General features: G+C 71.1%; 28 protein-coding genes. 13 read left to right on the top strand and 15 right to left on the bottom strand.

Annotated features, from left to right (window positions below; translation table 11 throughout):
- The first annotated feature begins 204 nt into the window (after window positions 1–204).
- Window positions 205–651: a type II toxin-antitoxin system PemK/MazF family toxin gene (locus ACIQU3_RS30375; RefSeq protein ID WP_403726942.1), complete on the top strand. Its 447-nt coding sequence runs from the start codon at window positions 205–207 to the stop codon at window positions 649–651.
- 108 nt (window positions 652–759) lie between these two features.
- On the opposite strand, the gene ACIQU3_RS30380 is transcribed toward ACIQU3_RS30375, so the two are convergent.
- The 7 genes from ACIQU3_RS30380 to clpS all read right to left on the bottom strand — a co-directional run bounded on the left by ACIQU3_RS30380 (window position 760) and on the right by clpS (window position 5,628).
- Complete coding sequence (locus tag ACIQU3_RS30380) at window positions 760–1,710, bottom strand: PLP-dependent cysteine synthase family protein (protein WP_403928751.1); 951 nt, start codon at window positions 1,708–1,710, stop codon at window positions 760–762.
- Window positions 1,711–1,716: 6 nt separating this feature from the next.
- Window positions 1,717–1,995, bottom strand: coding sequence for a MoaD/ThiS family protein (locus ACIQU3_RS30385; protein ID WP_403726948.1), 279 nt, complete (start codon window positions 1,993–1,995; stop codon window positions 1,717–1,719).
- A gap of 124 nt (window positions 1,996–2,119) precedes the next feature.
- Complete coding sequence (locus tag ACIQU3_RS30390; protein WP_403928754.1) at window positions 2,120–2,215, bottom strand: putative leader peptide; 96 nt, start codon at window positions 2,213–2,215, stop codon at window positions 2,120–2,122.
- 109 nt (window positions 2,216–2,324) lie between these two features.
- The gene (locus ACIQU3_RS30395; RefSeq protein ID WP_403928757.1) at window positions 2,325–2,747 is read right to left on the bottom strand and encodes a Mov34/MPN/PAD-1 family protein; all 423 of its coding nucleotides are present in this window, start codon (window positions 2,745–2,747) and stop codon (window positions 2,325–2,327) included.
- 132 nt (window positions 2,748–2,879) lie between these two features.
- The gene (locus ACIQU3_RS30400; RefSeq protein WP_403726959.1) at window positions 2,880–4,304 is read right to left on the bottom strand and encodes an amino acid permease; all 1,425 of its coding nucleotides are present in this window, start codon (window positions 4,302–4,304) and stop codon (window positions 2,880–2,882) included.
- A 365-nt stretch (window positions 4,305–4,669) separates the two neighbouring features.
- Window positions 4,670–5,278 carry a DUF2017 domain-containing protein gene (locus ACIQU3_RS30405; RefSeq protein WP_403928760.1) on the bottom strand — a complete coding sequence of 203 codons (609 nt, stop codon included), beginning with the start codon at window positions 5,276–5,278 and terminating at the stop codon, window positions 4,670–4,672.
- A gap of 32 nt (window positions 5,279–5,310) precedes the next feature.
- Window positions 5,311–5,628, bottom strand: coding sequence for an ATP-dependent Clp protease adapter ClpS (clpS, locus tag ACIQU3_RS30410; protein WP_010039975.1), 318 nt, complete (start codon window positions 5,626–5,628; stop codon window positions 5,311–5,313).
- Between the two features lie 185 nt (window positions 5,629–5,813).
- On the opposite strand from clpS, the gene ACIQU3_RS30415 reads away from it, so the two are divergent.
- Window positions 5,814–7,160, top strand: coding sequence for a nicotinate phosphoribosyltransferase (locus ACIQU3_RS30415; RefSeq protein ID WP_403726969.1), 1,347 nt, complete (start codon window positions 5,814–5,816; stop codon window positions 7,158–7,160).
- 133 nt (window positions 7,161–7,293) lie between these two features.
- Complete coding sequence (locus tag ACIQU3_RS30420) at window positions 7,294–7,884, top strand: nicotinamidase (protein WP_403726972.1); 591 nt, start codon at window positions 7,294–7,296, stop codon at window positions 7,882–7,884.
- Window positions 7,885–7,908: 24 nt separating this feature from the next.
- Here the strand turns inward: ACIQU3_RS30420 and ACIQU3_RS30425 are convergent, their stop codons facing one another.
- Both ACIQU3_RS30425 and ACIQU3_RS30430 read right to left on the bottom strand, forming a co-directional pair.
- Entirely contained in the window at window positions 7,909–8,253 is a 345-nt protein-coding gene (locus tag ACIQU3_RS30425; RefSeq protein ID WP_403726975.1) for a hypothetical protein, read from the bottom strand.
- 122 nt (window positions 8,254–8,375) lie between these two features.
- On the bottom strand, window positions 8,376–10,724 hold the full coding sequence (locus ACIQU3_RS30430; RefSeq protein WP_403726978.1) for an immune inhibitor A domain-containing protein: 2,349 nt from the start codon (window positions 10,722–10,724) through the stop codon (window positions 8,376–8,378).
- Between the two features lie 477 nt (window positions 10,725–11,201).
- Here ACIQU3_RS30430 and ACIQU3_RS30435 point away from each other — a divergent pair, with 477 nt between their 5' ends.
- Window positions 11,202–11,474 (top strand): hypothetical protein, encoded by a 273-nt coding sequence (locus tag ACIQU3_RS30435; protein WP_403726981.1) that lies wholly within the window; start codon window positions 11,202–11,204, stop codon window positions 11,472–11,474.
- 44 nt (window positions 11,475–11,518) lie between these two features.
- Here the strand turns inward: ACIQU3_RS30435 and ACIQU3_RS30440 are convergent, their stop codons facing one another.
- Together ACIQU3_RS30440 and ACIQU3_RS30445 are read right to left on the bottom strand one after the other, a co-directional pair.
- Entirely contained in the window at window positions 11,519–12,253 is a 735-nt protein-coding gene (locus ACIQU3_RS30440) for an RDD family protein (RefSeq protein WP_403726984.1), read from the bottom strand.
- A gap of 61 nt (window positions 12,254–12,314) precedes the next feature.
- A complete protein-coding gene (locus ACIQU3_RS30445) occupies window positions 12,315–14,108 on the bottom strand; it encodes an RDD family protein (protein WP_403726989.1) in 1,794 nt (597 codons plus the stop codon).
- A gap of 246 nt (window positions 14,109–14,354) precedes the next feature.
- Here ACIQU3_RS30445 and ACIQU3_RS30450 point away from each other — a divergent pair, with 246 nt between their 5' ends.
- Entirely contained in the window at window positions 14,355–14,765 is a 411-nt protein-coding gene (locus ACIQU3_RS30450) for an SsgA family sporulation/cell division regulator (protein ID WP_403726991.1), read from the top strand.
- A 5-nt stretch (window positions 14,766–14,770) separates the two neighbouring features.
- Here the strand turns inward: ACIQU3_RS30450 and ACIQU3_RS30455 are convergent, their stop codons facing one another.
- Complete coding sequence (locus ACIQU3_RS30455; protein ID WP_403726993.1) at window positions 14,771–16,186, bottom strand: FAD-binding oxidoreductase; 1,416 nt, start codon at window positions 16,184–16,186, stop codon at window positions 14,771–14,773.
- Between the two features lie 92 nt (window positions 16,187–16,278).
- Here ACIQU3_RS30455 and ACIQU3_RS30460 point away from each other — a divergent pair, with 92 nt between their 5' ends.
- Window positions 16,279–17,715 (top strand): tetratricopeptide repeat protein, encoded by a 1,437-nt coding sequence (locus ACIQU3_RS30460; RefSeq protein WP_403928763.1) that lies wholly within the window; start codon window positions 16,279–16,281, stop codon window positions 17,713–17,715.
- Between the two features lie 165 nt (window positions 17,716–17,880).
- On the opposite strand, the gene hppD is transcribed toward ACIQU3_RS30460, so the two are convergent.
- Window positions 17,881–19,026: a 4-hydroxyphenylpyruvate dioxygenase gene (gene hppD, locus ACIQU3_RS30465; RefSeq protein ID WP_366714874.1), complete on the bottom strand. Its 1,146-nt coding sequence runs from the start codon at window positions 19,024–19,026 to the stop codon at window positions 17,881–17,883.
- Window positions 19,027–19,148: 122 nt separating this feature from the next.
- Here hppD and ACIQU3_RS30470 point away from each other — a divergent pair, with 122 nt between their 5' ends.
- The 7 genes from ACIQU3_RS30470 to ACIQU3_RS30500 are packed head-to-tail and all read left to right on the top strand — an operon-like array spanning window position 19,149 to window position 24,116.
- A complete protein-coding gene (locus ACIQU3_RS30470) occupies window positions 19,149–19,619 on the top strand; it encodes an Lrp/AsnC family transcriptional regulator (protein WP_053669862.1) in 471 nt (156 codons plus the stop codon).
- A gap of 19 nt (window positions 19,620–19,638) precedes the next feature.
- Entirely contained in the window at window positions 19,639–20,286 is a 648-nt protein-coding gene (locus ACIQU3_RS30475) for an ABC transporter permease (RefSeq protein ID WP_234845622.1), read from the top strand.
- Window positions 20,279–21,541 carry a betaine/proline/choline family ABC transporter ATP-binding protein gene (locus ACIQU3_RS30480; RefSeq protein WP_403726999.1) on the top strand — a complete coding sequence of 421 codons (1,263 nt, stop codon included), beginning with the start codon at window positions 20,279–20,281 and terminating at the stop codon, window positions 21,539–21,541. The genes ACIQU3_RS30475 and ACIQU3_RS30480 overlap by 8 nt, the downstream gene beginning before the upstream one ends.
- Window positions 21,538–22,338 (top strand): ABC transporter permease, encoded by an 801-nt coding sequence (locus ACIQU3_RS30485; protein ID WP_403727001.1) that lies wholly within the window; start codon window positions 21,538–21,540, stop codon window positions 22,336–22,338. The genes ACIQU3_RS30480 and ACIQU3_RS30485 overlap by 4 nt, the downstream gene beginning before the upstream one ends.
- Window positions 22,335–23,300, top strand: a complete 966-nt coding sequence (locus ACIQU3_RS30490) for a glycine betaine ABC transporter substrate-binding protein (RefSeq protein WP_403928765.1) — start codon at window positions 22,335–22,337, stop codon at window positions 23,298–23,300. The genes ACIQU3_RS30485 and ACIQU3_RS30490 overlap by 4 nt, the downstream gene beginning before the upstream one ends.
- Before the next feature lie 47 nt (window positions 23,301–23,347).
- Window positions 23,348–23,935, top strand: a complete 588-nt coding sequence (locus ACIQU3_RS30495) for an ArsR/SmtB family transcription factor (protein WP_403727218.1) — start codon at window positions 23,348–23,350, stop codon at window positions 23,933–23,935.
- Window positions 23,936–23,945: 10 nt separating this feature from the next.
- On the top strand, window positions 23,946–24,116 hold the full coding sequence (locus ACIQU3_RS30500; RefSeq protein WP_403727007.1) for a hypothetical protein: 171 nt from the start codon (window positions 23,946–23,948) through the stop codon (window positions 24,114–24,116).
- Here ACIQU3_RS30500 and ACIQU3_RS30505 read toward each other — a convergent pair.
- Together ACIQU3_RS30505 and ACIQU3_RS30510 are read right to left on the bottom strand one after the other, a co-directional pair.
- Window positions 24,113–24,904, bottom strand: coding sequence for a S16 family serine protease (locus ACIQU3_RS30505; RefSeq protein ID WP_403727009.1), 792 nt, complete (start codon window positions 24,902–24,904; stop codon window positions 24,113–24,115). The two genes, ACIQU3_RS30500 and ACIQU3_RS30505, sit on opposite strands and share 4 nt — an antisense overlap.
- A gap of 289 nt (window positions 24,905–25,193) precedes the next feature.
- Window positions 25,194–25,835 carry an IclR family transcriptional regulator gene (locus ACIQU3_RS30510; protein WP_031106728.1) on the bottom strand — a complete coding sequence of 214 codons (642 nt, stop codon included), beginning with the start codon at window positions 25,833–25,835 and terminating at the stop codon, window positions 25,194–25,196.
- Window positions 25,836–26,066: the final 231 nt, after the last annotated feature.

A 26,066-nucleotide genomic window follows, 5' to 3' on the forward strand; every position in this document is an offset into this window, starting at 1 on the left:
ACCTCCGCTGGCGGGATAAGTCTGAGAGGGGCGTCGGGGGTCGTGCGGTCCGTCGAGCGTAAGGCGCAAAACCTCCGGTAGCTCCTCCGCCAAGGCCTGTTGTGGGCGAACTCACCTGTGGTGTCACCGGTTCGGCTGGCAGGGCCGGGGGGTGATCCTCGTGAGGGGGGCGCGTGGCAGGGGTGGCGCCGGTAACGTCTCAGTATGGACACGTCCTGGTGGCTGGCGCTCGCCGCGGTGGTACTGCTCGCGCTCATCGCCACGCTCGTCGACGGCTGGGGCCGGGGCCGGCGGCCCTCGGCCCGGCGGAGCCGGGCGCCCGGCCCGGTGCTCACGGAGAGCCGGCCGCAGCCCGCGGAGATCTGGTGGGCCGACGTGCCCTACGAGGACGAGGACCGTACGAAGGACCGGCCCTGCCTGGTGCTCGCGGTGCGCGGGGAGCGGGCGACGGTAGCGAAGATCACCACCCGGTTCCGCGACGAGCGCAGCGGGGTGATCCCGCTGCCGCCGGGCTCGGTCGGCGACGCCCGGGGCCGTGCGAGCTTCCTGGAGACGGACGAGTTGCGGGAGGTCCCGGTGTGGGGCTTCCGGCGGCGGGTCGGCGTGGTGGATCCGACGCTGTGGGACCAGGTGCGGTACCTGGCTGGATGATCCGCACAAGCGAAGGGGCTGGAGTCGCGACTCCAGCCCCGATGCCGCGGCGGGCAGCGTCGCCCGTCGGGGAGCGGCGTCCGTTGCGTGCTCTCGGCGTGCCGGCCGTCACGCCCAGAGCTGGCCCTGGAGCGTGTCGATGGCCTCCTCCGTCGTGGCCGCCGTGTAGACGCCGGTCGAGAGGTACTTCCAGCCGCCGTCGGCGACGACGAAGACGATGTCGGCCGGCTCCCCGGCCTTGACGGCCTTCTTGCCGACGCCGATCGCGGCGTGCAGCGCGGCGCCCGTGGAGACGCCGGCGAAGATGCCCTCCTGCTGGAGCAGCTCGCGGGTGCGGGTGACGGCGTCCGCGGAGCCGACGGAGAAGCGGCTGGTGAGGACGGACGCGTCGTACAGCTCGGGGACGAAGCCCTCGTCCAGGTTGCGCAGGCCGTAGACCAGGTCGTCGTAGCGCGGTTCGGCGGCGACGATCTGGACGTCCGGCTTGTGCTCGCGCAGGAAGCGGCCGACGCCCATGAGGGTGCCGGTGGTGCCGAGGCCGGCCACGAAGTGCGTGATCGACGGCAGGTCCGCGAGGATCTCGGGGCCGGTCGTGGCGTAGTGGGCGCCCGCGTTGTCGGGGTTGCCGTACTGGTAGAGCATCACCCAGTCGGGGTGCTCGGCCGAGAGCTCCTTGGCGACGCGCACGGCCGTGTTGGAGCCGCCCGCCGCCGGGGAGGAGATGATCTCCGCGCCCCACATGCCCAGCAGGTCCCGGCGTTCCTGCGAGGTGTTCTCGGGCATCACGCAGACGATGCGGTAGCCCTTGAGCTTCGCCGCCATCGCCAGGGAGATGCCGGTGTTGCCCGACGTCGGCTCGAGGATGGTGCAGCCCGGGGTCAGGCGGCCGTCCTTCTCCGCCTGCTCGATCATGTGCAGGGCCGGACGGTCCTTGACCGATCCCGTGGGGTTGCGGTCCTCCAGCTTCGCCCAGATGCGGACGTCGGCGGACGGCGACAGCCGCGGCAGGCGCACCAGGGGGGTGTTGCCGACCGCGGCCAGGGGGGAGTCGTAGCGCATCGTCGATCAGACCATGCCGCCGGCCACGGCCGGCAGGATCGTGACGTTGTCGCCGTCCGACAGCTTGGTGTTGATGCCGTCGAGGAAGCGGACGTCCTCGTCGTTCAGGTACACGTTGACGAAGCGGCGCAGCTGGTCGCCGTCCACGATGCGGGCCCGGATGCCCGCATGCCGGGTCTCGAGGTCGGTGAACAGCTCGGCGAGGGTGTCCCCGGTGCCCTCCACGGCCTTCTGGCCGTCGGTGTAGGTGCGGAGGATGGTGGGGATGCGGACCTCGATGGCCATGGCGTAGGGCTCCTGTCGGAAGGTGTCGTCGGGTGGTGGCGCGCGGCGGCGCGGGGTGTGCGTGGTCGTACGCAGGCGGAGCGGTGCGCCGCGGCTCACTGGCCGTACGGCGGCAGGTGCCGCGTCAACAGATGGCGCTGGCGAGCCTGCACAGGTCGACGTGCAGCCGCGCCACGAGCAGATCGCCCAACGTCCTTTCGCTCACGTCGTGGAGAACCATGGGCTCATCGTATCGATTCCCGCCCGGCCCCCCGGAGTGTGATCCCACACTTCGGACGGAATTCATCCGCGTGTCGAGATGAGGGAGTTCAGCGCGGTCTCAGACGAGGTCAGTACGCCTGGACGATCTCGACGTCCTCCTCCGTGACCTCGCCCTCGACGATCCGGAAGGAGCGGAACTGGAACTCGCCGGCCCCGTCGGTGTCGGCGGTGGAGACCAGGACGTAGTGGGCGCCGGGCTCGTTGGCGTAGGAGATGTCGGTGCGCGAGGGGTAGGCCTCGGTGGCGGTGTGGGAGTGGTAGATGACCACCGGCTCCTCGTCGCGGTCGTCCATCTCGCGGTAGAGCTTGAGCAGGTCGCCGGAGTCGAACTCGTAGAACGTGGGCGACATGGCCGCGTTCAGCATGGGGATGAAGCGCTCGGGGCGGTCCGAGCCGGCCGGTCCGGCGACGACGCCGCACGCCTCGTCGGGGTGGTCCTTGCGCGCGTGGGCGACGATCTGGTCGACGAGGGCCTGGGTGATGGTCAGCATGCTCGCCAGGATAAGCAGAAGGGCCGTTCCGTACCGAGGGTTGGTACGGAACGGCCCATATGCCGGACGCCCTGAGCGGCGGCCGCAGGGAGTGCCACGAGTACTCCCTGCGGCGGGCGTCCCGCGGGTTGGTCAGCCGACCTGCTCGAACTCCGGGTCGCGGCGCTCGGTGAGCTGCGGGTTGCGGCGCTTGAGGAACGCCCAGCCGACGCCGAGGGCGACGGCCCAGCCGGCGGCGACGTACAGGCAGACCCGGGCGTCCTTGTCATAGGCGATCATGCAGGTCACGCCGATGAGGAAGAGCAGCGCGACCCAGCTGAAGAGCGCTCCGCCGGGTGCGGGGAAGGACGAGGCGCGCAGCCGGCCCGCGTCGACCGCGGCGCGGTAGCGGATGTGGCTGACGAGGATCATCATCCAGGTCCAGATGCCGGCCGCGGTGGCGACGGAGGTGACGTAGAGGAACGCCTTCTCCGGGACGACGTAGTTCAGGACGACGCCGATGCCCATGAGCGCCACGGAGACGGTGATGCCGACGGCGGGCGTCTTGCGGGAGTTGAGCTTGCCGAACGCCTGCGGGGCCTCGCTGTTGGCGGCCAGGTCGCGCAGCATGCGGCCGGTGGAGTACATGCCCGAGTTGCAGGACGACAGGGCCGCGGTGAGCACGACGAAGTTGACGATACCGGCGGCGAGCGGGATGCCGATCTTGCCGAAGGCGTGCACGAAGGGGCTCTCGCCGGCGGAGAACTCGGTCCACTTGACGACGGAGAGGATCACCAGCAGCGCGCCGACGTAGAAGACGATGATGCGCCAGGGCAGGGTGTTGATGGCCTTGGGCAGGGTCTTCTCGGGGTTCTCGGACTCGCCCGCGGTGACGCCGACGAGCTCGACGGCGAGGTAGGCGAACATGACGCCCTGGAGCGTCATCAGGCTGGAGCCGATGCCGTTCGGGAAGAAGCCGTCGTGCGACCAGAGGTTGGAGACGGCGGCGGTGTCACCGGCGTCGGAGAAGCCGAGGGTGAGCACGCCGAGACCGATGACGATCATGCCGATGATGGCCGTGACCTTGATCATCGAGAACCAGAACTCGACCTCGCCGAAGATCTTGACGGAGATCAGGTTGACGCCGAAGAGCACCACCAGGAACACCAGGGCGCTGACCCACTGCGGGATCTCGGGGAACCAGAAGTGGATGTAGATCGCGGCGGCCGTGAGTTCGGCCATGCCGGTGACCACCCACATGAGCCAGTACGTCCAGCCCGTGACGAACCCGAAGAACGGGCCGAGGAACTCGCGGGCGTACTCGGCGAAGGAGCCGGAGACCGGACGGTAGAGCAGCAGCTCGCCCAGGGCTCGCATGATGAAGAAGATGATCACGCCCGCGAGGGCGTACATGAGGATGATGCTGGGCCCGGCCTTGGCGATGTTCGCCCCGGCGCCCATGAACAGACCGACGCCGATGGCGCCGCCGATCGCGATCATCTGGACCTGACGGCTGCCGAGTCCGCGCTCGTAGCCCTCTTCAGGTGCTTTCTCCGTGTCGACCTGCGCAGAGGTCATGTGTGGTGCGCCTTTCTCCATGCCGACCCGGGCCTCTCGTCGGCCTCGGATCGGGTTTCGATCCCCCCGGAATGATGGAGCTGAGCGGGCCCGCGAGCCCGCTCGTGCCTGGCCGGCGGTTGCCGGCTCGGTGGCGCACCCGGCCGAACATTCGGGTGGTGTTCTGCCGGGCGGTCGTGAAGATTTATCACGCCCGAAACACTGATCACGACGGCGCGATGTGGCACACCGCACAGGGAAAAGCAGACAAAGCGCACCCGAAGTGGCCATAGAAGGCGGGTGCGGTGATGCGATCGTTATCCGGATTTGAGTGTCCTCTGAGCGAACACCAATCGGTCACCCGCCGGTCACAGAACCTGCACCGATCAGGGCATAAGGGTTCCGACCAGCGTTTCCTGGAGTCCACCCAGCCACAGATAGGCCATCACCATCGGCTTGCGCGGGTCGTCGTCCGGAAGGCGGTAGAGGAGGTCGGTGTCCGCGTCGTCGGCGATCTCCAGCCGGGAGCCGATCGCGAGCCGCAGGTCGTTCAGAGCCCCGAGCCACTGCTGGGACTCCGCCGGCGACAGCTTCAGCACCGCGCCGCCCTCACCGGCCGAGGCCGAGGAGAGCGCGTCGAGGGAGCGGATCACGGCGAGGGCGCTGTCGCGCTTGCCGGCCCGCAGGTCGTTCTCGGTGTAGCGGCGGAACTCCGCGGAGAGCGCCCGCTGCTCCTCGACGTCCCGCGGCGAGGAGGGCTGCTCGGGGTCGCTGTAGGCGTCCGGGAAGAGCCGCCTGAGCACCGGATCGCTGGGCGGCTCGCTCGGCCCCTCGGCGAAGAGCTCGGCGAGCGGGTCGTCCGGGGCGTCCTCGGCGGGGCCCGGGCCGATGAGCTCCAGGAGCTGGACGGCCAGCGACCGGATGATGGAGATCTCGACGTCGTCGAGGGCGACGGCCGCGCCGCCGCCGGGGAGCGGTTCGAAGGTTCCGGGCATGAACGCCTTTTCGCTGCTGGGCGGGATGCTGGCTACTTGCGGTCCTGCTGGAGGGTCGCCCACAGGCCGTAGCCGTGCATGGCCTGCACGTCGCGCTCCATCTCCTCGCGGCTGCCGCTGGAGACGACCGCCCGGCCCTTGTGGTGGACGTCAAGCATGAGCTTGGTGGCCTTGTCCTTGGAGTAGCCGAAGTACGTCTGGAAGACGTACGTCACGTAGCTCATGAGGTTGACCGGGTCGTTGTGGACGATCGTGACCCACGGGACGTCCGGCTCGGGGACGGCGAAGACCTCCTCCGCCGACTCGGTGCGTTCGATCTCCAGGGGCGCGGGTGACGTCACACTGCCCATGCTGCCACCCGAGGGGGGTAGTCGCACAAACGGGCCTGGCCGCAAGGCGATCGCGTGTCCGAGGGCCGCAATCGTCAGATTGACGAAATGGGGGTACGCTCCTCTCCATACCGCGGACACCGGGGGACCGCCCCGAAACCCCCGGCCGACAGGCAACCCGGCGACGAACGGCGAGGAGAGCTGAAGTGGACGTAGCGGACCTTGGGCTGCCGGTGGACGTTCCCTCGACGGCGCTCTTCACGGACCAGTACGAGCTGACGATGCTGCGGGCCGCCCTCGAGGCGGGCACGGCCGAGCGGCGGAGCGTGTTCGAGGTCTTCACCCGGCGGCTGCCGAACGGGCGCCGCTACGGCGTCGTGGGAGGCACCGGCCGGGTGCTGGACGCGGTGGAGAACTTCCGCTTCGACACGGGTGTGCTGACCTTCCTGCACGAGCGGGGGATCGTCGACGAGGAGACCCTGCGGTGGCTCTCCGGCTACCGGTTCAGCGGCGACATCTGGGGCTACCCCGAGGGCGAGGTGTACTTCCCGGGCTCGCCGATCATGCGGGTCGAGGGCACCTTCGCCGAGTGCGTCCTGCTGGAGACGGTGATCCTGTCGATCCTCAACCACGACTCGGCGATCGCGGCTGCCGCCTCGCGCATGTCGGCGGCCGCCGGTGACCGGCCGCTGATCGAGATGGGTGCCCGGCGCACCCACGAGCTGGCGGCGGTGGCGGCCTCCCGGGCCGCGTACGTCGGCGGCTTCGCGACCACCTCCGACCTGGCGGCCGGCTTCCGCTACGGCATCCCCACCGTCGGCACCTCCGCGCACGCCTTCACCCTGCTGCACGACAGCGAGCGGGACGCCTTCCAGGCCCAGGTGCGCACACTGGGCCGCGGCACCACGCTGCTGGTGGACACCTACGACGTCGCCGAGGCGGTCCGCACGGCCGTCGAGGTCGCCGGGACCGAGCTGGGCGCGGTGCGGATCGACTCCGGCGACCTGCTGCTGGTCGCCCACCGGGTGCGGCAGCAGCTGGACGAGCTGGGCGCGAGGGACACGAAGATCGTCGTGACCTCGGACCTGGACGAGTACGCGATCGCCTCGCTCGCCGCGGCGCCGGTGGACGCCTACGGCGTCGGGACGCAGCTGGTGACCGGCTCCGGCCACCCCACCTCCTCGATGGTCTACAAGCTGGTCGCGCGGGCCGAGTCGTCCGACCCGAAGGCGCCGCTGGTGCCGGTGGCGAAGAAGTCCACCGGCGGCAAGACGTCGGTCGGCGGACGCAAGTGGGCCGCGCGGCGGCTGGACTCCTACGGGGTCGCCGAGGCCGAGGTGATCGGCACCGGACCGGTACCGGGCGACCTCGCGGACCGGCAACTCCTGGTCGAGCTGGTCAAGGGGGGCGAGGTGGTGGCGCGTGAGCCCCTGGACGCGGCGCGCGAGCGCCACACGAGGGCGCGCGCGGGGCTGCCGATGTCGGCCACACAGCTCTCGCGCGGGGAGCCCGTCCTGCCCACGGAGTACCTGCACGACAGCTCGGGTAGCTAGGTGGGGTGTGCCGTGATGCGCCGAGTCGCGACCCCTCCCGCCCGCTCCTCCCTGTCCATACGCTCGGTGGTTCACCGGCCGGGCTTGCCCACCTCACCGACCTCACAGACCTCATAGCCGAAGGACACCGACCATGCGCCGCGCCCTGATCGTCGTCGATGTGCAGAACGACTTCTGCGAGGGGGGCAGCCTCGCGGTGTCCGGCGGTGCCGACGTGGCCGCCGCCGTCACGGAACTGATCGGGCAGGCCGCCGGGTCCGGCTACCAGCACGTCGTGGCCACCCGTGATCACCACATCGCCCCCGGCGGCCACTTCTCCACCAACCCGGACTACGCCCGCTCCTGGCCCGCGCACTGCGTCGCCGGCACGGAGGGGGTCGGCTTCCACCCCAATTTCGCCCCCGCGGTCGCCTCCGGCTCGATCGACGCGGTGTTCGACAAGGGGGCTTACTCCGCCGCGTACAGCGGCTTCGAGGGCACCGACGAGAACGGCACGCCCCTGGCCGACTGGCTGCGCTCCCGCGAGGTCACCGAGGTCGATGTGGTCGGCATCGCCACGGACCACTGCGTACGGGCCACGGCCCTGGACGCCGCCCGTGAGGGCTTCCGTACGCACGTCCTGCTGGACCTGACGGCCGGAGTGGCCCAGGAGAGCACCGAGCGGGCCCTGGAGGAGCTGCGCGGGGCGGGTGTGGAGCTGTCGGGCAAGCCGGTCGTGCAGTAGCCCCGCGGCCCGGCCCCGGGTCGGTCAGGTGTGGGCCGGCGGGCGCCGCAGGAGGGCTCTGATCGGGCGCCACAGCTCCTGGACCAGGTCGGGGCCGGCCGCGACACCGTTGTCGGGGGCCGTGCGCCATATGAGGCCGTCCGGGTGGTGCAGGACCGCGGTGATCTCGTCGGGGGTCGGCGGGGCGGCGTTGCCGCGCAGGTAGACCGATCGCAGTCCGAGGTTGCGGAGCCTGGTCAGGGCCCGGGCGCGGTTCACGGAGTGGACGAGGACACGGACGGCGCCGGGACCGTCGGCTGCGGGGCTGGGCAGGTTCAGTGCCACCACCACCGTGCCGTTCGGCAGCTTGCAGAAGCCTCCTGCGGCCATGCGCTCATCCCCCCGTGTCGGTCGGTGTCAATAAGAGAGCCACAGGACGCACCTAAACACGGATCGGCGGTGACCCGCCAGTGGGTCACCGCCGATCATGTTCTGACCTGCAAGGATGCGGATTACCTACCCGCGGCGCCGACCTCCAGCTCGATCGTCGAGCCGTCCTTGGCTTCCTTGAGGATCTTGATCTTCGTGTTGGTGTCAGTGATCTTGACACCCGCGGTCGGGTTCGACTCGTCGTAGTAGTCGTTCTTCCGGTCGTTGAAGACCGAGACGCCCTTCGAGCCCGGGATGTACTTCGCCACGTCCGCCTTGTGCAGCGTCATGCCGTCGGTGCGGTAGAGGCTGAACGGCGAGTCGTAGGCCTGGATGCGGTTGCGCATCAGCGTGCCGTCGGCCCACTTCAGCTGGGCCGGGTGCGAGTCGATCGGCAGGACCAGACCGGTGCCCTGGTGCTGGCTGGTGTTGTTGTCCGCCTGGGAGGTGTCCCACTTCCAGATCAGCAGGCCGTTCTGGTACGCGTAGTGCTCCACCCAGTCCGGGCGCGCCGTGAAGCCGAAGTTGTACGGGCCGACCTTCAGCGTCTTGTCGTACGAGACGTACTGCCGGTTCTCGGCGATGTAGTACTGCGCGTAGTCCTTGGTGAAGGACGCGCCGATGCGGGAGAAGCCGTTGGCCTTCCACGCGGCGTCCGCGCTCTCGGCGTTGTCGGAGAAGACCGGCGTGCCGTCGGCGGTCACCGTGATCGAGTCGGCCGCGAAGCCCTTCTGGGCGACGCCGCCGTCGGTCTGGTAGCGGAAGCGCAGGTCGACCTTCTTGCCGGCGTAGGCGTCGAGCGAGAAGGCGAGCTTCTTGTAGCCGTCGACCGTGCCGGTCAGGACCGGCTTGTCGCTGCCGTCGCGCGGGATCGGCTGGCCGTCCACCGTGCCGTCCAGAGCGGTCCAGTTGGCGCCGCCGTCGGTCGAGACCTCGGTGTAGAGGTAGTCGTAGTTGGCCTCGATGTCGTACCAGCCGTCGAGGGTCAGCTGCGCCTTGGACTTGCCGGTGAGGTCGACCGAACGCGTCAGCGTGTTCTTGAGGTTGTCACCGCTGCCGCTCCACCACTGGGCCTTGCCCTCGGCGGGGGCGACGATCTCGGTGGTGACCGCCTTCTTGGGCAGGTCGACGACCAGGGCCTGCTTGTGCTTGGTGTTGTACTCGGCCACGCCCAGCTTGTGCCAGGAGTTGACGCCGGCCTTGGCCTTGTCGTAGTTCAGCCAGCCGAGCTGCAGCTTGTCCCAGGCGGTCATGTCGCCGGGCAGGTCGCCGATCTCGTTCTTGCCGGTGCCGAGCCAGGAACCGGACGACATCAGCGTCCAGAAACCGGTGGAGTTCTCGCCGCCCGAGGTGTCGTAGTGGTCCGGCAGACCGAGGTCGTGGCCGTACTCGTGGGCGTAGACGCCGAGTCCGCCGTTCTCCGGCTGGACGGTGTAGTCGCCGACCCAGATGCCGGTGTCGCCGATCTTCGCGCCGCCGAGCTTGTTGTTCGCGGGGCCGGTGGCGCCGGCGTCGGTGCCGAAGGCGTACCAGCGGTGGGCCCAGATCGCGTCGGTGCCCTGGGCGCCGCCGCCCGCGGACTCGTCCTCGCCCGCGTGCACGATCTGGAAGTGGTCGATGTAGCCGTCGGGCTCGTTGAAGTCGCCGTCGCCGTCGAAGTCGTAACGGTCCCACTCGTCGAACCGGGCGACGTCCGCCTTGATCTGGGCGTCGGTGCGGCCCGCGGCCTTCTGCTGGGCGACCCAGGAGTTCAGACCGTCGCTGACGACGTTCCACACGCTCGGGCAGTTGGTGTCACCGCAGGAGTTGTTGCCGTAACGGGCCTCGTTGTAGGGGACCTTGACCCAGTCGGAGACCTCGCCGTCGACGGAGTAGCGGCCCGAGGACTGCTTCTCGTAGTAGGTCTTGACCGAGTCGACGCCCTTGCCGTGACCGAAGTACAGGTCCTGGAAGTACTCCTGGTCGTAGTCGGCCCTCCACGCCGTGGAGTTGTCCTTCTTGCGGTCGGGCTTGGGTATCGCGTTGTGCAGCGGGCCCGCGGTGCCGCCGTAGCGGCTGTCGACCTTGTCTCCGAACTCGACCAGGATCGTGAAGATCTTGTCGGTCTTCTCACGGCCGAGCTCGACGTACTTGTCGTCGCCCTTCTTGCCCTTGAGCTGGACGACCTTCGAGCCCTCGCGGTTCTTGACCTTGCTCTTGCCCGATATGACCTGCTTCAGGGCCTCCTGGCGCTGAGCGTCCTGCGTCTTGCTCAGGGGGCCTTCGAGGTCGTGCTCGTCGTGGTGACGATCCGCCGGGTCGTGCCGGTCCACGGTGGTGGACCGGGGGGCCGAGGCGTCGTCGGCCACCGCGTACGTGGAGGCGGTGGCAGTGGCCGCCGCGAGCGCCACGCTTATGGCGGCCGCTCTGAACGTCCAGGGTCTACTGGTCACTTGAGATCCTCCCCCGCGTTCGGGCGCGCGGCAGGCAGGGTCCCGGTCATGGAAATCCGCGCGCGCGTGATCAACGCGTGTAGTCAAGTGACGACATTTGACTAGAGGTTTAGAAGAAAAGACAGACCTTGACTTGGACAGGTCAAGTGCACTATGCGGAGGCAACGTTCGTTTTACGGACAACCAAACGGTTGTCCCACGACCCTCCCCCGACCCTCCCCACCGGCCGTGTGGGGCCGCCCCGTCGGCCGTGCCGGGCCTGCCCAGCGGCCATGCGGGCGCGTGCGCCTGTCCACTGGATGGACGTCATGACTCCGTGCGCCCCCTGTGCACCGCCCTTGTTGGTTAGGTCACGCTTACCGCCGGTTCCGGTCGGGCACCCTGCCCGAGAGAATGTCGTTCGGCAGAACGCCCGGAAGCCGGCGGAATGCCGGGCCGACACCCCCGTGGACCCCCACTTTCGAGGACATGATGGCCATGCCCCGTCCGACTGCCGCACAGCTCGCCTACGGCTCGTGCACCGTGATCTTCTCGACCCTCGCCATGCTGCTGCTGTCCCGGACGAGTTCGGGTGCGGGGATCGCCATCATCGCCCTCGCGGCGCTCGCCCTGGGACTGCTGGTCGCCATGACGGTGCCACTGCCCGGGAAACGCCCGGCCGCGGTGGAACAGCCCGCACCCCCCGAGCCGCTCCGGGCCTCGGTCCCGGCGCAGGCCCCGGAGCCGGTGCGCGAACGGGCGGCCTCCTGACCGCCCGCTGACCCTTCATCACCGCCTGCCGTTCGCCGGCTGCCTCATCTGGTGCTCACCACGACCGTCTTGGCCGCCTTGTCGTGCAGGCCCTGCTTGTAAGGCCGGTCGAAGTAGCTCCAGCCGCCCGAGATCGCGGTCCAGAAGCAGAAGCAGCAGAAGGCGAACGGGATCCACAGCACCGCGGCCCGCAGCAGCGCCGTCTGTACGGAGGGCGTCGCACCGTTGTCCAGGTTCGCCACACGCATGCGCAGCAGCCGCTTGCCGAGGGTCTGGCCGTTCCGCGCGGTCATGGCCGTGTCGTAGGCGATGTAGAGGACGGCGGCGACGGCAGCCTGCCAGAGCGACTTGCCGACCTCGATACGGTCGCTGTCCACGTCGTACTCGTCGACGTTCAGGGCCCATGTGAGCAGCCAGACGACGGCACCCACCAGGATCATGTCGATGATGCGCGCGAGCGTGCGCAGGGCGCTGTCGCCGAGCGGGGGCATGCCGGCGAGGGGGTCGGCGGCATAGGGGCCACCGCCGTAGGGGCCACCGCCGGGGGGAACGCCACCGCCGGGGGGACCGCCGCCGCCAGGGGGGCCAGTTCCGAAGCCGTCGCCCGGGCCGCCGGCAGGACCGCCGGGACCGCCCGGGCCGCCACCCCCGTACGGCGGGGGTTCGCTGCCGTGGGGCGGCCCCGTGCCCTCGTCCGGAGGCTCGTTCGGGGGACGCTTCCGGAACGGGTCGTCTTCCGGGGGTTCCTGATCGGGGCCGGGGGGCGGTTCACTGCTCATGGCCCGAGTCGACCGCGATCCCCCGGGCTCCGCATCCGGCGGACGGCTGTCCGAGGGAGCCTCAGCCCGCCACGAACGTGTGTGCCGCCTTGTCGTGCCAGCACTGGCGCCAGGGCCGGTCGAACAGGCACCAGGCGACGCCGACGATCCCCACGACGAGGAGCCCGGGCACGCTGTAGACCAGCCAGCGGCGCAGGGCCGCGCCGAACTCCGGGGAGTCGTGCGCCTCGATGTCCCGCACTTCCAGGCCCATCAGCTTCTTGCCGAGCGTGCGGCCCCACTTGGCGGTCGGCAGCACCTCGCACAGGACACCGGCGAGCAGCAGGACGGCCAGGATGATGCCGAGGTAGACGGAGGTGGTCCCGTCGAGCAGCCAGACCGTGACGGTCTCACCGGAGAGCCTGGCCGCGTCGATCTTCTCGTCGACGTGGTCGATCGCCGCGCTGCCGAGCGGCACTGCGGCCGTGGCGGTGAGGGCCGCGAGCACGACGGTGTCCAGCAGCCGGGCGGCCAGGCGCTTGCCGAGCCCGGCGGGGCGTGCCTCCGCCTGGCGCCGGGCGGCCGCCTGGAACACGTCCTCGACCGGCGGTTTCCAGGGCGCGACGGGCTGCTCCTCCCCGCCGCCGGCTCCGGCCAGCCGGTGCACCTGCTGCGCCCAGGAGGACTGGCCGCCGCCGGGGCCAGGGCTGAGCGGGGTGCCGGACGGGGAGGCGGCGGTACCGGGCCGGGCGGTGCCGGGGCCGCCGGACTGCGGAGGGACGGTGGGTGCCGCCTGGGGTCCGGACAGTGCGGTCGGGGCGGCCCCTGAGGCCGGTGCGCCGGCGCTCCCGGCCCCCGCCTGAGCGGCGGAGGCCCGGGCGGCGGCCGCCTTGCCCGCACCGAAACCGGGCCCCGCAGAACCGCTCCCCGGGCCGGTGGGCCCGGCCTGCGGGCCGAACGTGGGTCCCGACGGGCTCCCTCCGGAGTCCGCCGAACCGGGCGGGCCCGCGAAGGCGGACGCCGCACTGCCCGGGGCGGGCCCGAAGCCACCGCCGGGCGCCCCGGCCTGCGGGCCGAACCCGGAAGCCGCCGGGCCGCTGCCCGATCCGCCCGCGCCCGCCGGTCCGAAACCCGGAGCCGGAGAGCCGCCCCCGGGGCCACCGGCGCCGCCCTGCGCGCCGCTCCCTGCCGCGCCACGGCCCCCGGCCCCCGGTCCCCCGGCCGGTTCCGCCCCACCGGCCGGGCCCGTGCGCGGGGACACCGCGCGGAACGTCATCGTGCCGTCGTCGGGCGCGTCGGCCGGCGCCCCTCCCCCGGACTTCCCCGTGGGGCGGCGGAACACGAACGTGCCGCCCCCCGCCGCGGCGTTCGCCTCCCGGTCGGCCGGGGAGGCGTCCGCCGTGCCGTCGGTGCGTGCGGACTCCCCGTCGGGCCGCCGGTCGGTGTGCGGCAGCCTCGGGTCGGCGCCCTGGGCGCCCTGTGGGGCCGCGGCCTGTGCCCCCTGCGGCGCACCCCACGAGACACGGCGGTCCTGACCGCCGCCGAAGCCGGACTGACGGGAACGGTCGGCGCCCCAGGCCGAGGCCGGTTCGGGACGGCTGCCGTGCTGGGCGTCGGCGGCGGACGGCGACTCGGACGGCTCCTCGACCGGGTCCTCGTCGAAGAAGTGCGGGCCGGTCTCCTCGACCGGAGCCGGCTGCGCCGCGCCCGCTCCGGGCGGCGGCGCGAGCGACTCGCCCTCCCCGGGGGCCGGACGGCTGGTGCCCGGCACCCAGGAGGCACCGTTCCAGTACCGGACATATCCAGGAATGGAAGGGTCCGGGTAATACCCTTCGCGGGGCCTGTCGTCACCGGGGGCCGGGGTTGGGGCGCTCATGTCCGTCGTCCCGTATCTGCTCGGGGGCCAAATGGGGGCCTCCACATCTATCAGACCCGCGCAAGCCCCACGGCCGCTCCCACGGGACCCGACCCTTTCGAGCACCGATGTGCTACGCACCGCACCGCCGCCGCGGATCCCCCTGTGGCAAAACTCCCCGCAAGTCGCGTAATGCCGCGGCCGTGGCCCGCTCTCTCCTTCCGAGCGGCCCGCAACGGGCAGCCGTCAGGGGAAGGGAAGACCGTCATGCACACCGTCGTGGAGCGGGAACTGGAGCTGAAGCTCGTCCTGTCGCCCGAACGCAGGGTCCCGGTGCCCGCCCGGCTCGGGTACCTCACCGACGACCCCTACGCCGTCCACGTGACCTTCCACATCGACACCCGGCACCCGGTGTACTGGACATTCGCCCGGGACCTGCTGGTGGAAGGCGTCTTCCGGCCCTGCGGGCAGGGGGACGTGCGGGTCTGGCCGACGAAGACGGAGGGGCGCAGCGTCGTCCTGATGGCGCTGAGTTCACCCGCCGGGGACGCCCTGCTGGAGGCTCCGGCGGCGGCGGTGTCGGCCTGGCTGGAGCGCACGCTGCGGGTGGTCCCGCCGGGGACGGAGGGCGAGCGGCTGGGGCTGGACGACGAGCTGGCCCAGTTGCTCGCCCAGTGAGGGCTTCAGAAGAGCTTGCCGGGGTTCAGGATGTTCAGCGGGTCGAAGGCATGTTTGACGGCCCGTTGCATCTCCATGCCCACGGGGCCGATCTCGCGCGCCAGCCACTCCTTCTTCAGGACGCCGACGCCGTGCTCGCCGGTGATGGTGCCGCCGAGTTCCAGGCCGAGGGCCATGATCTCGTCGAAGGACTCGCGGGCGCGCCGGGACTCGTCGGGGTCCGCCGGATCGAAACAGACCGTCGGGTGGGTGTTGCCGTCGCCCGCGTGGGCGACCACACCGATGGTGAGCCGGTACTTCTCGGCGATCCGGTCGACCCCTTCGAGCATCTCGCCGAGCCGGGACCGCGGCACGCACACGTCGTCGATCATGGTCACGCCCTTGACCGCCTCCAGCGCGGTGAGCGACAACCGCCGTGCCTTGAGCAGCAGTTCGGACTCGGCCACGTCGTCGGCGGGCACGACCTGGGTGGCGCCGGCCGCCTCGCACAGGGCGCCCACGGCGGCGAGGTCGGCGGCCGGGGCGGTGGTGTCGAACGCGGCCAGCAGCAGGGCCTCGGTGCTCTCGGGAAGGCCCATCTGCGCCATGTCGTTGACGGCCTTGACCGTCGTACGGTCCATGAGTTCCAGGAGTGACGGGACGTGGCCGCCCTCCATGATGCGGCAGACGGCGTCGCAGGCCGCCGCGGCGGAGGCGAACTCGGCGGCCAGCACCAGCTGCTCGGGCGGCTTGGGACGCAGCCCGAGGACGGCCCGTACGACGATGCCGAGCGAGCCCTCCGAGCCGACGAACAGCCGGGTCAGGTCGTAGCCGGCGACGCCCTTGGCGGTGCGGCGGCCGGTGGACATGAGCCGCCCGTCGGCGAGCACCACGTCCAGTCCGAGAACGTACTCGGCGGTGACCCCGTACTTCACGCAGCACAGGCCGCCGGACGCCGTGCCGATGTTGCCGCCGATGGTGCACATCTCCCAGCTGGAGGGGTCCGGCGGGTAGTAGAGGCCGTGTGCGCCGACGGCCCGGGACAGGGCGGCGTTGATCACTCCCGGCTCGACGACGGCGATGCGGTCGACCGGGTTGATCTCCAGGATCCGGTCCATCTTCGTCAGGGAGAGCACGACGCAGCCGTCGGAGGCGTTGGCGGCGCCGGACAGTCCGGTGCGGGCGCCCTGCGGGACGACGGGGACGCGCAGGGCGGTGGCGGTGCGCATCACATGCTGGACCTGCTCGGTCGTGCGGGGCAGCACGACCACGGCCGGGGTGCCGGCCGGGCAGAAGCTCGCCATGTCGTTGGCGTAGGAGGCCGTGACGTCCGGGTCGGTGAGGACCGCTTCGGCGGGCAGGCCGCCGAGCAGCAGGTCCACCAGGGTGCCGGTCGCCGCGGTGTCCTCGGAGCGGGGCGCTTCGATACGGCTCATGATCACAGGTTCGCACCCGGGGCCATCGGTGTGAACCCCGTCGGCGGCACCCTTCGGCTGCCCGGGTGGGGTCGTCGTACTGACGCACAGTGAGGCCCATGGAGAACCAGCAGGAGGGCCCGGTGGGGCCGGAGAGCGGCTGGAAGCGCCGCGTGCGCTCGCGGCCGGTGCTGATCGCTTCCGTCGCGGGGTGTGCCGTGCTGGGCGGGGTGCTGGTGCTGGTGCCGTGGGACCGGCCGGCCGGACCCGCGGCGCCGTCTCCGGGGGCACCGGCCATGGTGGCGCTCGACAGCGGGGTGCCGGCCGGGCTGCCCGACCTGGCGAAGCTGATCGAGGAGCGGGCCGGGGCCGTACGCGAGCGGCCGCGGGACGCGGCGTCCTGGGCGGTGCTCGGGACGGCCTATGCGGAGCAGGGGCGGCGCCTCGCGGACCCGGCGTACTACCCCCGTGCCGAGAAGGCGCTGCGGACGTCGCTGAGGGTGCGGCCGCAGCGCAACACCCGGGCCCTGGCGGGTCTTGCCGCACTGTCGCTCGCCCGCCGGGACTTTCCTGCCGCGCGCCGGTGGGGCGAGGCGGCGCTGGAGCTGGAGCCGCGGCGGTGGGCGACGTATCCGCTGCTCATCGACGCGTACACCGGGCTCGGTGACCAGAATTCGGCCAAGCGGACGCTGGACCGGCTGACCGCGTCGCGCTCCGGCCCCGCCGTGCTGGCGCGGGCGGCGGCCGTCTACCGGGACCGGGGCTGGCGGGAGGACGCGGCGGCCTCGCTGGCGGACGCGGCGGCGGGCGCGCGGGCTCCCGCCGAGCGGGCCGCCTATCTGGAGCAGGCCGGTCAACTGGCGTTCGAACGGGGGGATCCCGGCGTCGCGCTGCGGCACTTCCGGGAGGCGGTCCGCCTCGACGCCGACCAGCGGGCGGCGCAGGCCGGGCAGGGCCGTGCCCTGGCGGCCCTCGGCAGGCCGACGGAGGCCCTGAGCGTCTACCGGGCGGCCCTCGCCGGGCAGCCGTGCCCGCGGTACGCCCTGGAGCTGGGCGAGTTGTACGAGTCACTGGGCATGCCGGAGGAAGCCCGGGTGCGGTACGACCTGCTGCGGGAGCGGGTACGGCACGCCGCCGCGGGCGGCGCCGACGAGGAGCTGGTGCTGGGGCGGTTCGAGGCCGACCACGGCGATCCGGGGACGGCGGTACGGCGTCTGCGGGCGGAGTGGAGGCGCCGGCCTGCGACGGAGGTCGCGGACGCGCTGGGGTGGGCGCTGCACCGGGCCGGGGAGTCCGCCGAGGGCCTGCGGTTCGCACTGGTGGCGACGGATCCCGTGCGCGGGGGCGGGACGAAGGACGCGGTGGCCATGTACCACCGGGGCATGATCGAGCGGGAGCTGGGGCGCGACGGCGCGGCCCGCCGGCACCTCACGGAGGCACTGCGGATCAACCCGCACTTCTCCCCGCTGGGGGTGCCCGCGGCGCGGGCGGCACTGCGGGCGCTGGGCGAACCGCCGGACGAAGGAGTGCCGCAGCTGGACGGCGGGGCGGGATAGCCGGGCGGCGGCGCACCCACGGCCACGGCCGAGCCGCCGCCCGGCGGGACACGGACCCGCACTGCGCCTACGGATGGCAGCGGGCGGCCCCGGCGGGGGGCCGGCGCGGCGTCGGCGGGTCGTGCGGGTGCCCCGTGACACCCGCACGACCCGGGGTTGCGGCGGCTACAGGTTGCCGCGGCGGTCCTGCTCGCGTTCGATCGCCTCGAAGAGGGCCTTGAAGTTGCCCTTGCCGAAGCCCATCGAGCCGTGGCGCTCGATGATCTCGAAGAAGACGGTCGGGCGGTCCTGGACCGGCTTGGTGAAGATCTGCAGCAGGTAGCCGTCCTCGTCGCGGTCGGCGAGGATCTTCAGTTCGCGCAGGGTGTCGATCGGGACGCGGGTCTCGCCGACCCACTCCCCCAGGGTGTCGTAGTAGGAGTCGGGCGTGTTGAGGAACTCCACGCCGGCCGCGCGCATCGTGCGGACCGTCTGGACGATGTCGCCCGTGTTGAGGGCGATGTGCTGCACGCCCGCGCCGCCGTAGAACTCCAGGTACTCGTCGATCTGGGACTTCTTCTTGGCGACGGCCGGCTCGTTGATCGGGAACTTGACCTTGAGCGTGCCGTCGGCGACGACCTTCGACATCAGGGCGCTGTACTCGGTGGCGATGTCGTCGCCCACGAACTCCTTCATGTTCGTGAAGCCCATCACCTTGTTGTAGAAGCCGACCCATTCGTTCATGCGGCCGAGTTCGACGTTGCCGACGCAGTGGTCGATCGCCTGGAAGGTGCGCTGGGCGGGCGGCTCCACGATCGGCTCGGCGGCGACGTAACCGGGCAGATAGGGGCCGTCGTAGCCGGAGCGTTCGACCAGGGTGTGGCGGGTCTCGCCGTAGGTGGCGATGGCGGCCAGGACGACCGTGCCGTGCTCGTCCTTCAGCTCGTACGGCTCGGCGACCGAGCGGGCGCCGTGCTCCAGGGCGTAGGCGTACGCGGCGCGCGCGTCCGGGACTTCGATGGCGAGGTCCACCACACCGTCGCCGTGCTCGGCGACGTGCTGCGCGAGGAAGTGGCCCCAGTCGGTGGTGGGCTTGATGACCGAGGTGAGGACGAAGCGGGCGGAGCCGTTCTCCAGGACGTACGCGGCGGTCTCGCGGCTGCCGTTCTCCGGTCCGGAGTAGGCGACCAGCTTCATGCCGAAGGCGGTGGAGTAGTAGTGCGCCGCCTGCTTGGCGTTGCCCACGGCGAAGACGACCGCGTCCATTCCCTTGACCGGGAAGGGGTCGGCCTGCCGGGCGGTGTCGGGAGTGTGGTCTGTGGTCTGCGTCATAGCCGCAGGGTCTCCCTGCCCCGCAAGGTGCGCAATAGTTTGTATTTTGACTGGGCAATCTGTTCAGCGATACGGCCGTATCGGCGGCCCTTCTGTACATGATGACCATGCCGGAGGCTGCTGTGGCGATCGATCATCTGGACGGCCGGATCATTCTGCTGCTCGCCCGCGAACCGCGGATCGGGGTGCTGGAGATGTCCCGGCGGCTGGGGGTGGCCCGGGGCACCGCGCAGGCGCGGCTGGACCGGCTTCAGTCGAACGGAGTCATCCGCGGATTCGGTCCGCAGGTGGATCCGGCCGCGCTCGGCTACCCGGTCACGGCGTTCGCCACGCTCCAGATCCGGCAGGGGCAAGGGCCCGACGTACGGGCCCACTTGGCGACCGTGCCGGAGGTGCTGGAACTGCACACGACCACCGGCACCGGGGACATGCTGTGCCGTCTCGTGGCCCGCTCCAACGCCGATCTCCAGCGTGTGATCGACCGGGTCGTCGGTTTTGATGGCATCGTCCGGGCCTCCACGGCGATCGTCATGGAGAACCCCGTTCCGCTGCGGATCATCCCGCTCGTGGAGCAGGCCGCGGAGGAGACCTGACGTGGAGGGGTGAGCCCGTGTGAACTTCTGGGAGTACCTGGTCAACCGGCACCAGCAGCTGCTCACGGACGCCTACCAGCACGCGAGCGTGGTCTTCCAGTGCATGGTCGTGGCGACCGCGCTCGGGGTGCTGATCGGTGTGGTCACGTACCGCAGCGAGTGGGCCGGGAACCTCGCGACCACGACCACCGCCACCATCCTGACCGTGCCGGCGCTCGCCCTGATCGGTCTGCTCATCCCCCTCGTGGGCCTCGGCGTGCCGCCCACGGTGATCGCACTGACCCTGTACGGGCTGCTGCCGGTCGTGCGCAACGCGATCGTCGGGCTGCGCGGGGTCGATCCCGCGCTGGTGGACGCGGCGACGGGCATCGGGATGTCCCGGCCGGCCCGGCTGCTGCGGATCGAGCTGCCGCTGGCCTGGCCGCCCATCCTGACCGGGATCCGCGTCTCCACCCAGATGCTGATGGGCATCGCTGCCATCGCGGCCTACGCCTCCGGCCCCGGACTCGGCAACGTCATCTTCCGCGGCCTCGCCTCGCTGGGCAGCGCCAACGCGCTCAACCAGGTCCTCGCGGGCACGCTCGGCATCATCATCCTGGCACTGCTGTTCGACGCCGCGTACGTCCTGATCGGACGGCTGACCATTCCCAGGGGGATCCGTGCCTGAGACCGGCGACCACGGCGCCTCGATCGAGCTGGAGAGCCTGACCAAGCGCTACCCGGGCAGTGCGCAGCCGGCCGTGGACAACGTGAGCATGCAGATCAAGGCGGGCGAGGTCGTCGTCTTCGTCGGCCCCTCGGGCTGCGGCAAGTCGACCACGCTCAAGATGATCAACCGGCTGATCGAGCCGACCGGCGGCCGCATCCGGATCGGCGGCGAGGACGTCACCGACATGGACCCGGTCAAGCTGCGCCGCAAGGTCGGCTACGCCATCCAGTCCGCCGGGCTCTTCCCGCACATGACGGTGGCGCAGAACATCGGGATCGTCCCCAGGATGATCGGCTGGCCGAAGGCGCGGATCAAGGAGCGCACCGAGGAGCTCCTCGATCTCGTGGGCCTCGACCCCGGGGAGTTCCAGGGCCGCTACCCGCGTCGGCTGTCCGGCGGGCAGCAGCAGCGCGTGGGCGTGGCCCGGGCACTGGCCGCCGACCCGCCGGTGCTGCTGATGGACGAGCCGTTCGGGGCGGTGGACCCGATCACCCGCGACCACCTCCAGGACGAGCTGATCCGCCTCCAGCACGAGCTGCACAAGACGATCGTCTTCGTCACCCACGACTTCGACGAGGCGATCAAGATCGGCGACCGGATCGCCGTGCTGCGCGAACGGTCGCACATCGCGCAGTTCGACACCCCCGAGGCGATCCTCACCAACCCGGCGGACGACTTCGTGTCCGGGTTCGTCGGCGCCGGCGCGGCGCTGAAGCGGCTGAACCTGACCCGCGTACGGGACGTGGAGATCACCGAGTACCCGACGGTCACGGTCGACGACCCGCTGCAGCAGATCTTCAACCTGCTGCGGACCAGCGGCAGCAACGAGATCCTGCTGCTCGACCGGCGCCGTCGCCCCTACAAGTGGCTGCGGCGCGGCGATCTGATGCGGGCCCGGGGCTCGCTGGCCCGCGCCGGGACCCTGGTGAGCGACACGGTCACCCGGGACGCGACCCTGCGGGACGCGCTGGAGGCGGTGCTCACCGACAACGCCGGGCGGGTGGCGGTGACCGGGCGGCGCGGTGAGTACACGGGCGTCGTCGACATGGAGACGCTCATGAACTCCGTGCACGAGATGCTGGAGGCCGACCGGCTCGACGCGATGGAGCACCAGCACGAACTGGAGTCGCTGCGGGCCTCGCAGACGCACGCGGAGCAGGAGGGGGCCCAGGGCCCGGCGGGCGTGGGCGGCGGCCCGGGAGGGGAGCGGTGACGGCGACGGGGGTCGAGGAGACCTCCGAGCCCGTCCCGCAGGCGCCTTCGGCACAGCGCCCGCCCGCCCGTGTGACCTGGCAGAAGCTGACGTTCCTGCCAGTCGCCCTGATCGCCGTGCTGCTCGCCACCTGGCTCTGGTTCCAGCAGGCCGACCTGGACGCGCTCACCCGCAACGCCCTGTCGGGCGGCCAGGTCACCAAGGCGCTGTGGCAGCACATCCAGCTGACCGTGATCTCCACGTTCTTCGTGCTGATCATCGCGATCCCGCTGGGCATCCTGCTGACCCGCGGGGCGATGAGCAGGGCCACGCCGGTGGCGATGGCGCTCGCCAACACGGGCCAGGCGACCCCGGCGATCGGCCTGCTCGCCCTCCTGGTGATCTGGCTGGGCATCGGCCGCAGGGCCGCCCTGATCGGCATGATCATCTACGCCATCCTGCCGGTGCTCGCCAACACGATCACGGGCCTGAAGGCCAACGACCCGACCCTGCTGGAGGCGGCCCGCGGCATCGGTATGTCGCCCTCGGGGGTGCTGCGGAGGGTGGAACTCCCGCTCGCGGTCCCGCTGATCCTCGCGGGTGTGCGCACGGCCCTCGTCCTGAACGTCGGCACGGCGACCCTGGCGGTCTTCGGCGGGGGCGGCGGCCTCGGTGTGCTGATCACGACCGGGATCACCAACCAGCGGATGCCGGTGCTGGTGCTGGGTTCGGTCCTCACGGTGGTGCTGGCGCTGCTGGTGGACTGGATGGCGTCGATCGTCGAACTGCTGCTGCGGCCGCGGGGGTTGCAGCCATGAGGGAGCGTACGTGCCTGGCGGCCGCGGGTCTGCTGCTGACGGCCGCGGGTTGCGGCCTGACCAGTGGCTCTCCCCTGACCGACGATGTGAAGCCGGGCTCGATCGGCCGGGGCGAGCCGCTGAAGGGGGCGCATCTGACGGTGACGTCGAAGTCGTTCACCGAGCAGCTGATCCTCGGCTCGATCATGGGCATCGCGTTCGAAGCGGCCGGCGCGGACGTGATCGACCGCACCGGCATCCAGGGGTCCATCGGCAGCCGCGAGGCGGTCCGCAAGGGCGACGCGGACGCCGGGTACGAGTACACGGGCACGGCCTGGATCACCTACCTCGGGCACAGCGAGCCGATCACCGATCCGCAGGAGCAGTGGGAGGTGGTGAAGAAGGAGGACGCGGGCAACGGGCTGGTCTGGCTGCCGCCGTCGAAGCTCGACAACACGTACGCGCTGGCGATGAACCAGCAGAACGCGAAGAAGTACGGCACGAAGACCATGTCGGACGTGGCGAAGCTGGCGAAGTCCGACCCCGGGGCCGTGAAGCTGTGCGTGGAGGTCGAGTTCGCCAACCGGGCGGACGGGCTGCCGGGCATGCAGAAGGCCTACGGCATGGACGTCCCGGCGCGGAACATCACGCAGATGGACACCGGGATCATCTACACGCAGACCGCGAAGGGCAACTGCACGTACGGGGAGGTGTTCACCACCGACGGGCGTATCAAGTCGATGAACCTGGTGGTGATGGACGACGACAAGAAGTTCTTCCCCAACTACAACGCCGCCCCGATGATCAACGCGAAGTCCCTGGAGGAGTGGCCGGCGATCGCGGAGGTCCTGAACCCCGTGACGGCCAGGCTGAACAACTCCGTGGCGCAGACGCTGAACGCGAAGGTGGACGTGGACGGTGAGGATCCGCACCAGGTGGCGCTGGACTGGATGGTGCAGGAGGGGTTCGTCAAGGAGGGGTGAGTTACAAAGAGACGGTTGCAAAGAGAGCTTTGCAACGCTACCTTTGCATCGTGAGCGAGACCGAGAAGACACCCGTACGGCAACTCGACGCCCGGTCCCTGCGGGGGCTGGCGCACCCTCTGCGCATGCAGCTGCTGGACGCCCTGCGATTCGGCGGCCCCGCGACCGCCTCCCAACTGGCCCAGAAGCTGGGCGAATCCAGCGGGGCCACCAGCTACCACCTGCGTCAGCTCGCGGAGTACGGCTTCGTGGAAGACGCACCCGAGCACGGCAAGGGGCGCGAGCGGTGGTGGAAGGCCGTCCACAGCGGCCTCCGCTTCGACGACTCCCTGCTCGCCGACTCGGACCCGGCCGTACGCGGGGCGGCGGACATGTATCTGCACGAGGTCGCCACCACGCAGACCCGGGCTCTGTCCACCTGGCTGGGCAATCGCGACTCCTGGACCGAGGAGTGGGGCCGCTCCTGGGACATGAGCAGCGCGACGCTGAGCCTCACGCCCGAACTGACGCGGGAACTCGTCGAGAAGATGCACGCCCTGGTCGAGACCTACCGCGACCGTGCCGTCACCGAGGACTCACCCGGCGCCGAGCAGGTCCGCATCCATACGCACGCCTTCCCCATCCAAACCGACTGAAGGGTCTGCCATGCACCCGGACATCCACCTCACCCTGCACCACGCCCGCGCCGCCGAGCTGCGTGCCGAGGCCGAACCCCGTCCGGCGCACCGCCACGCACTCCGTACGCGACTGGGCTGGACCCTCATAGAGGTCGGGCTGAAGCTCGCCACCCGGCCGGGGCCGCTCCCCGCCCACTAACAACTCGGCACGGAGCCCTTCCCCGTCTCCAGGGCCACCAGGGAACTGACCGTGCTCTTCAGAGTGGTCACCGGGATCAGCCGCAGCCCCTTCGGAAGCTCGGCGCGGGCGTCCCCGCACTCCGCCTTGGGGACCAGGAACACCGTCGCCCCGTCCCGCTTCGCGGCCTGCGTCTTGAGGGCGACGCCCCCGACCGCGCCGACCCGCCCGGCCGCGTCGATCGTGCCCGTACCGGCGATCACCCGGCCACCGGTCAGATCCCCACCCGTGCCGTCGCCGTCGAGCTTGTCGACGATGCCGAGGGAGAAGAGCAGCCCCGCACTGGGCCCGCCCACGTCCGCGAGCTTCAGGCTGACCTCGACGTCCTTGTCGTCGAGGCCGAGGTACCCCAGCGCGGCCTGCGTCGCCGCGTCCTGGGACTCCTTCATCTGCTTCTCGTTGTGCCGCTCGATCTCCTTGACGCTGTCCCCGCTCGGGTAGACGGAGTCGCGCGGCATGACCGCCTGGTCGGTGCGGAACCAGCTGTCGATGACGTCGGGGAGCGAGACCCGGGTGTCCGGGGAGGTCGCCTCGATGGTGGTCATCCGCAGCTGCCCGCGGGTGTCCCGGACCGGAGCGCCCGAGATGGTGATCACCTGCGTGCCCTTGTTCTCGCCGAGCACGTTCGCCGTCAGGCCCGGCTGCGCCACCGAGAACGGCAGCGGCGCGAACACCGCCGTCGCGAGCAGGGCCACGACGGGCAGGGCGCAGACGGCGACGGCCTGGGGGCGCGTGAGGCGAGAGAACACGGGATCAATCTAACGCGGAGGCGCGATACCACCGGGACCAGGGCGTCGGGGGCCGGTGCGGGGAGACCGCACGGCGTCGGCGCAGGGCTCCCGGACGGCCGGTGCGGTGAGGGCGCAGGCGTCGCGCAGGGCTTCCAGAGGGTCGGCGCGGTGAGTCGCAGGCGTCGAGCAAGGTTTCCCGACGGCCGGTACGGGGAGGCCGCAGGCGCCGCGCAGGGCTTCCAGGCCGCCGGGGCGAGCAGGCCCGGGGGCGAGGAGGCCCGGGGGCGAGGAGGTCGTAGGCCGAAGGTCAGCGGAGGGCCTCTGCGACCTCGCGGGCCGCGTCGACGACTCGGGGGCCCACTCGTTCCGGTACCGCCTCGGCCAGCATCACCACACCCACGCTGCCCTCGACGCCCGTCACGCCCAGCAGCGGCGCCGCCGCCCCCCAGGCGCCCGCCTCCAGCTCGCCGTGGGTCAGCATGTAGCCGGGGTCGGTCATCGGGTGCTGCCGGGCCGCGAGTATCGCCTTGCCGGCGGCGCCCCGGTCCAGCGGGTGCCGGAAACCGGCGCGGTAGGCGACGTGATAGTCCGTCCAGGTCGGTTCCACGACGGCCACGGCCAGCGCGTCCGCCCCGTCGACCAGGGTCAGGTGCGCCGTCGCGCCGATGTCCTCGGCCAGTGACCGCAGCGCCGGCATCGCGGCCTCCCGCACCAGCGGATGGACCTGGCGCCCCAGCCGCAGCACGCCGAGCCCGACCCGGGCACGTCCGCCGAGGTCACGGCGTATGAGGGCGTGCTGTTCCAGCGTGGCGAGCAACCGGTACACGACGGTCCGGTTCACGCCCAGCCGGAGGGAGAGTTCGGTCACGGTCAGCCCGTGGTCCGTGTCGGCGAGCAGCTTGAGGACCCGCAGTCCCCGGTCGAGCGTCTGGGAGGTCTCCGCGGTCACGACGCCCACTCCTTAGTGGTGAGGTCGGCGGCTCCCCGGTCGGCGAATGCGTCACCGAGTCCCGTCGGTCACGCGCTTCAGAGGCCGCCGATCGGTCGGCGGCCCGGCCTGTCCGGACCGCGTCGCTTCACGGCTGCGCTCCGCGGCGGCGCTGCCACGGGGCGTGTGCGTAGCCGGACAGTAGCGAAGCAGGTTCGCTGAGCGGAAGTCTCCGTCCAGAATCCGGGCACG

Source organism: Streptomyces sp. NPDC101110, assembly GCF_044759525.1.
Lineage (GTDB): Bacteria > Actinomycetota > Actinomycetes > Streptomycetales > Streptomycetaceae > Streptomyces.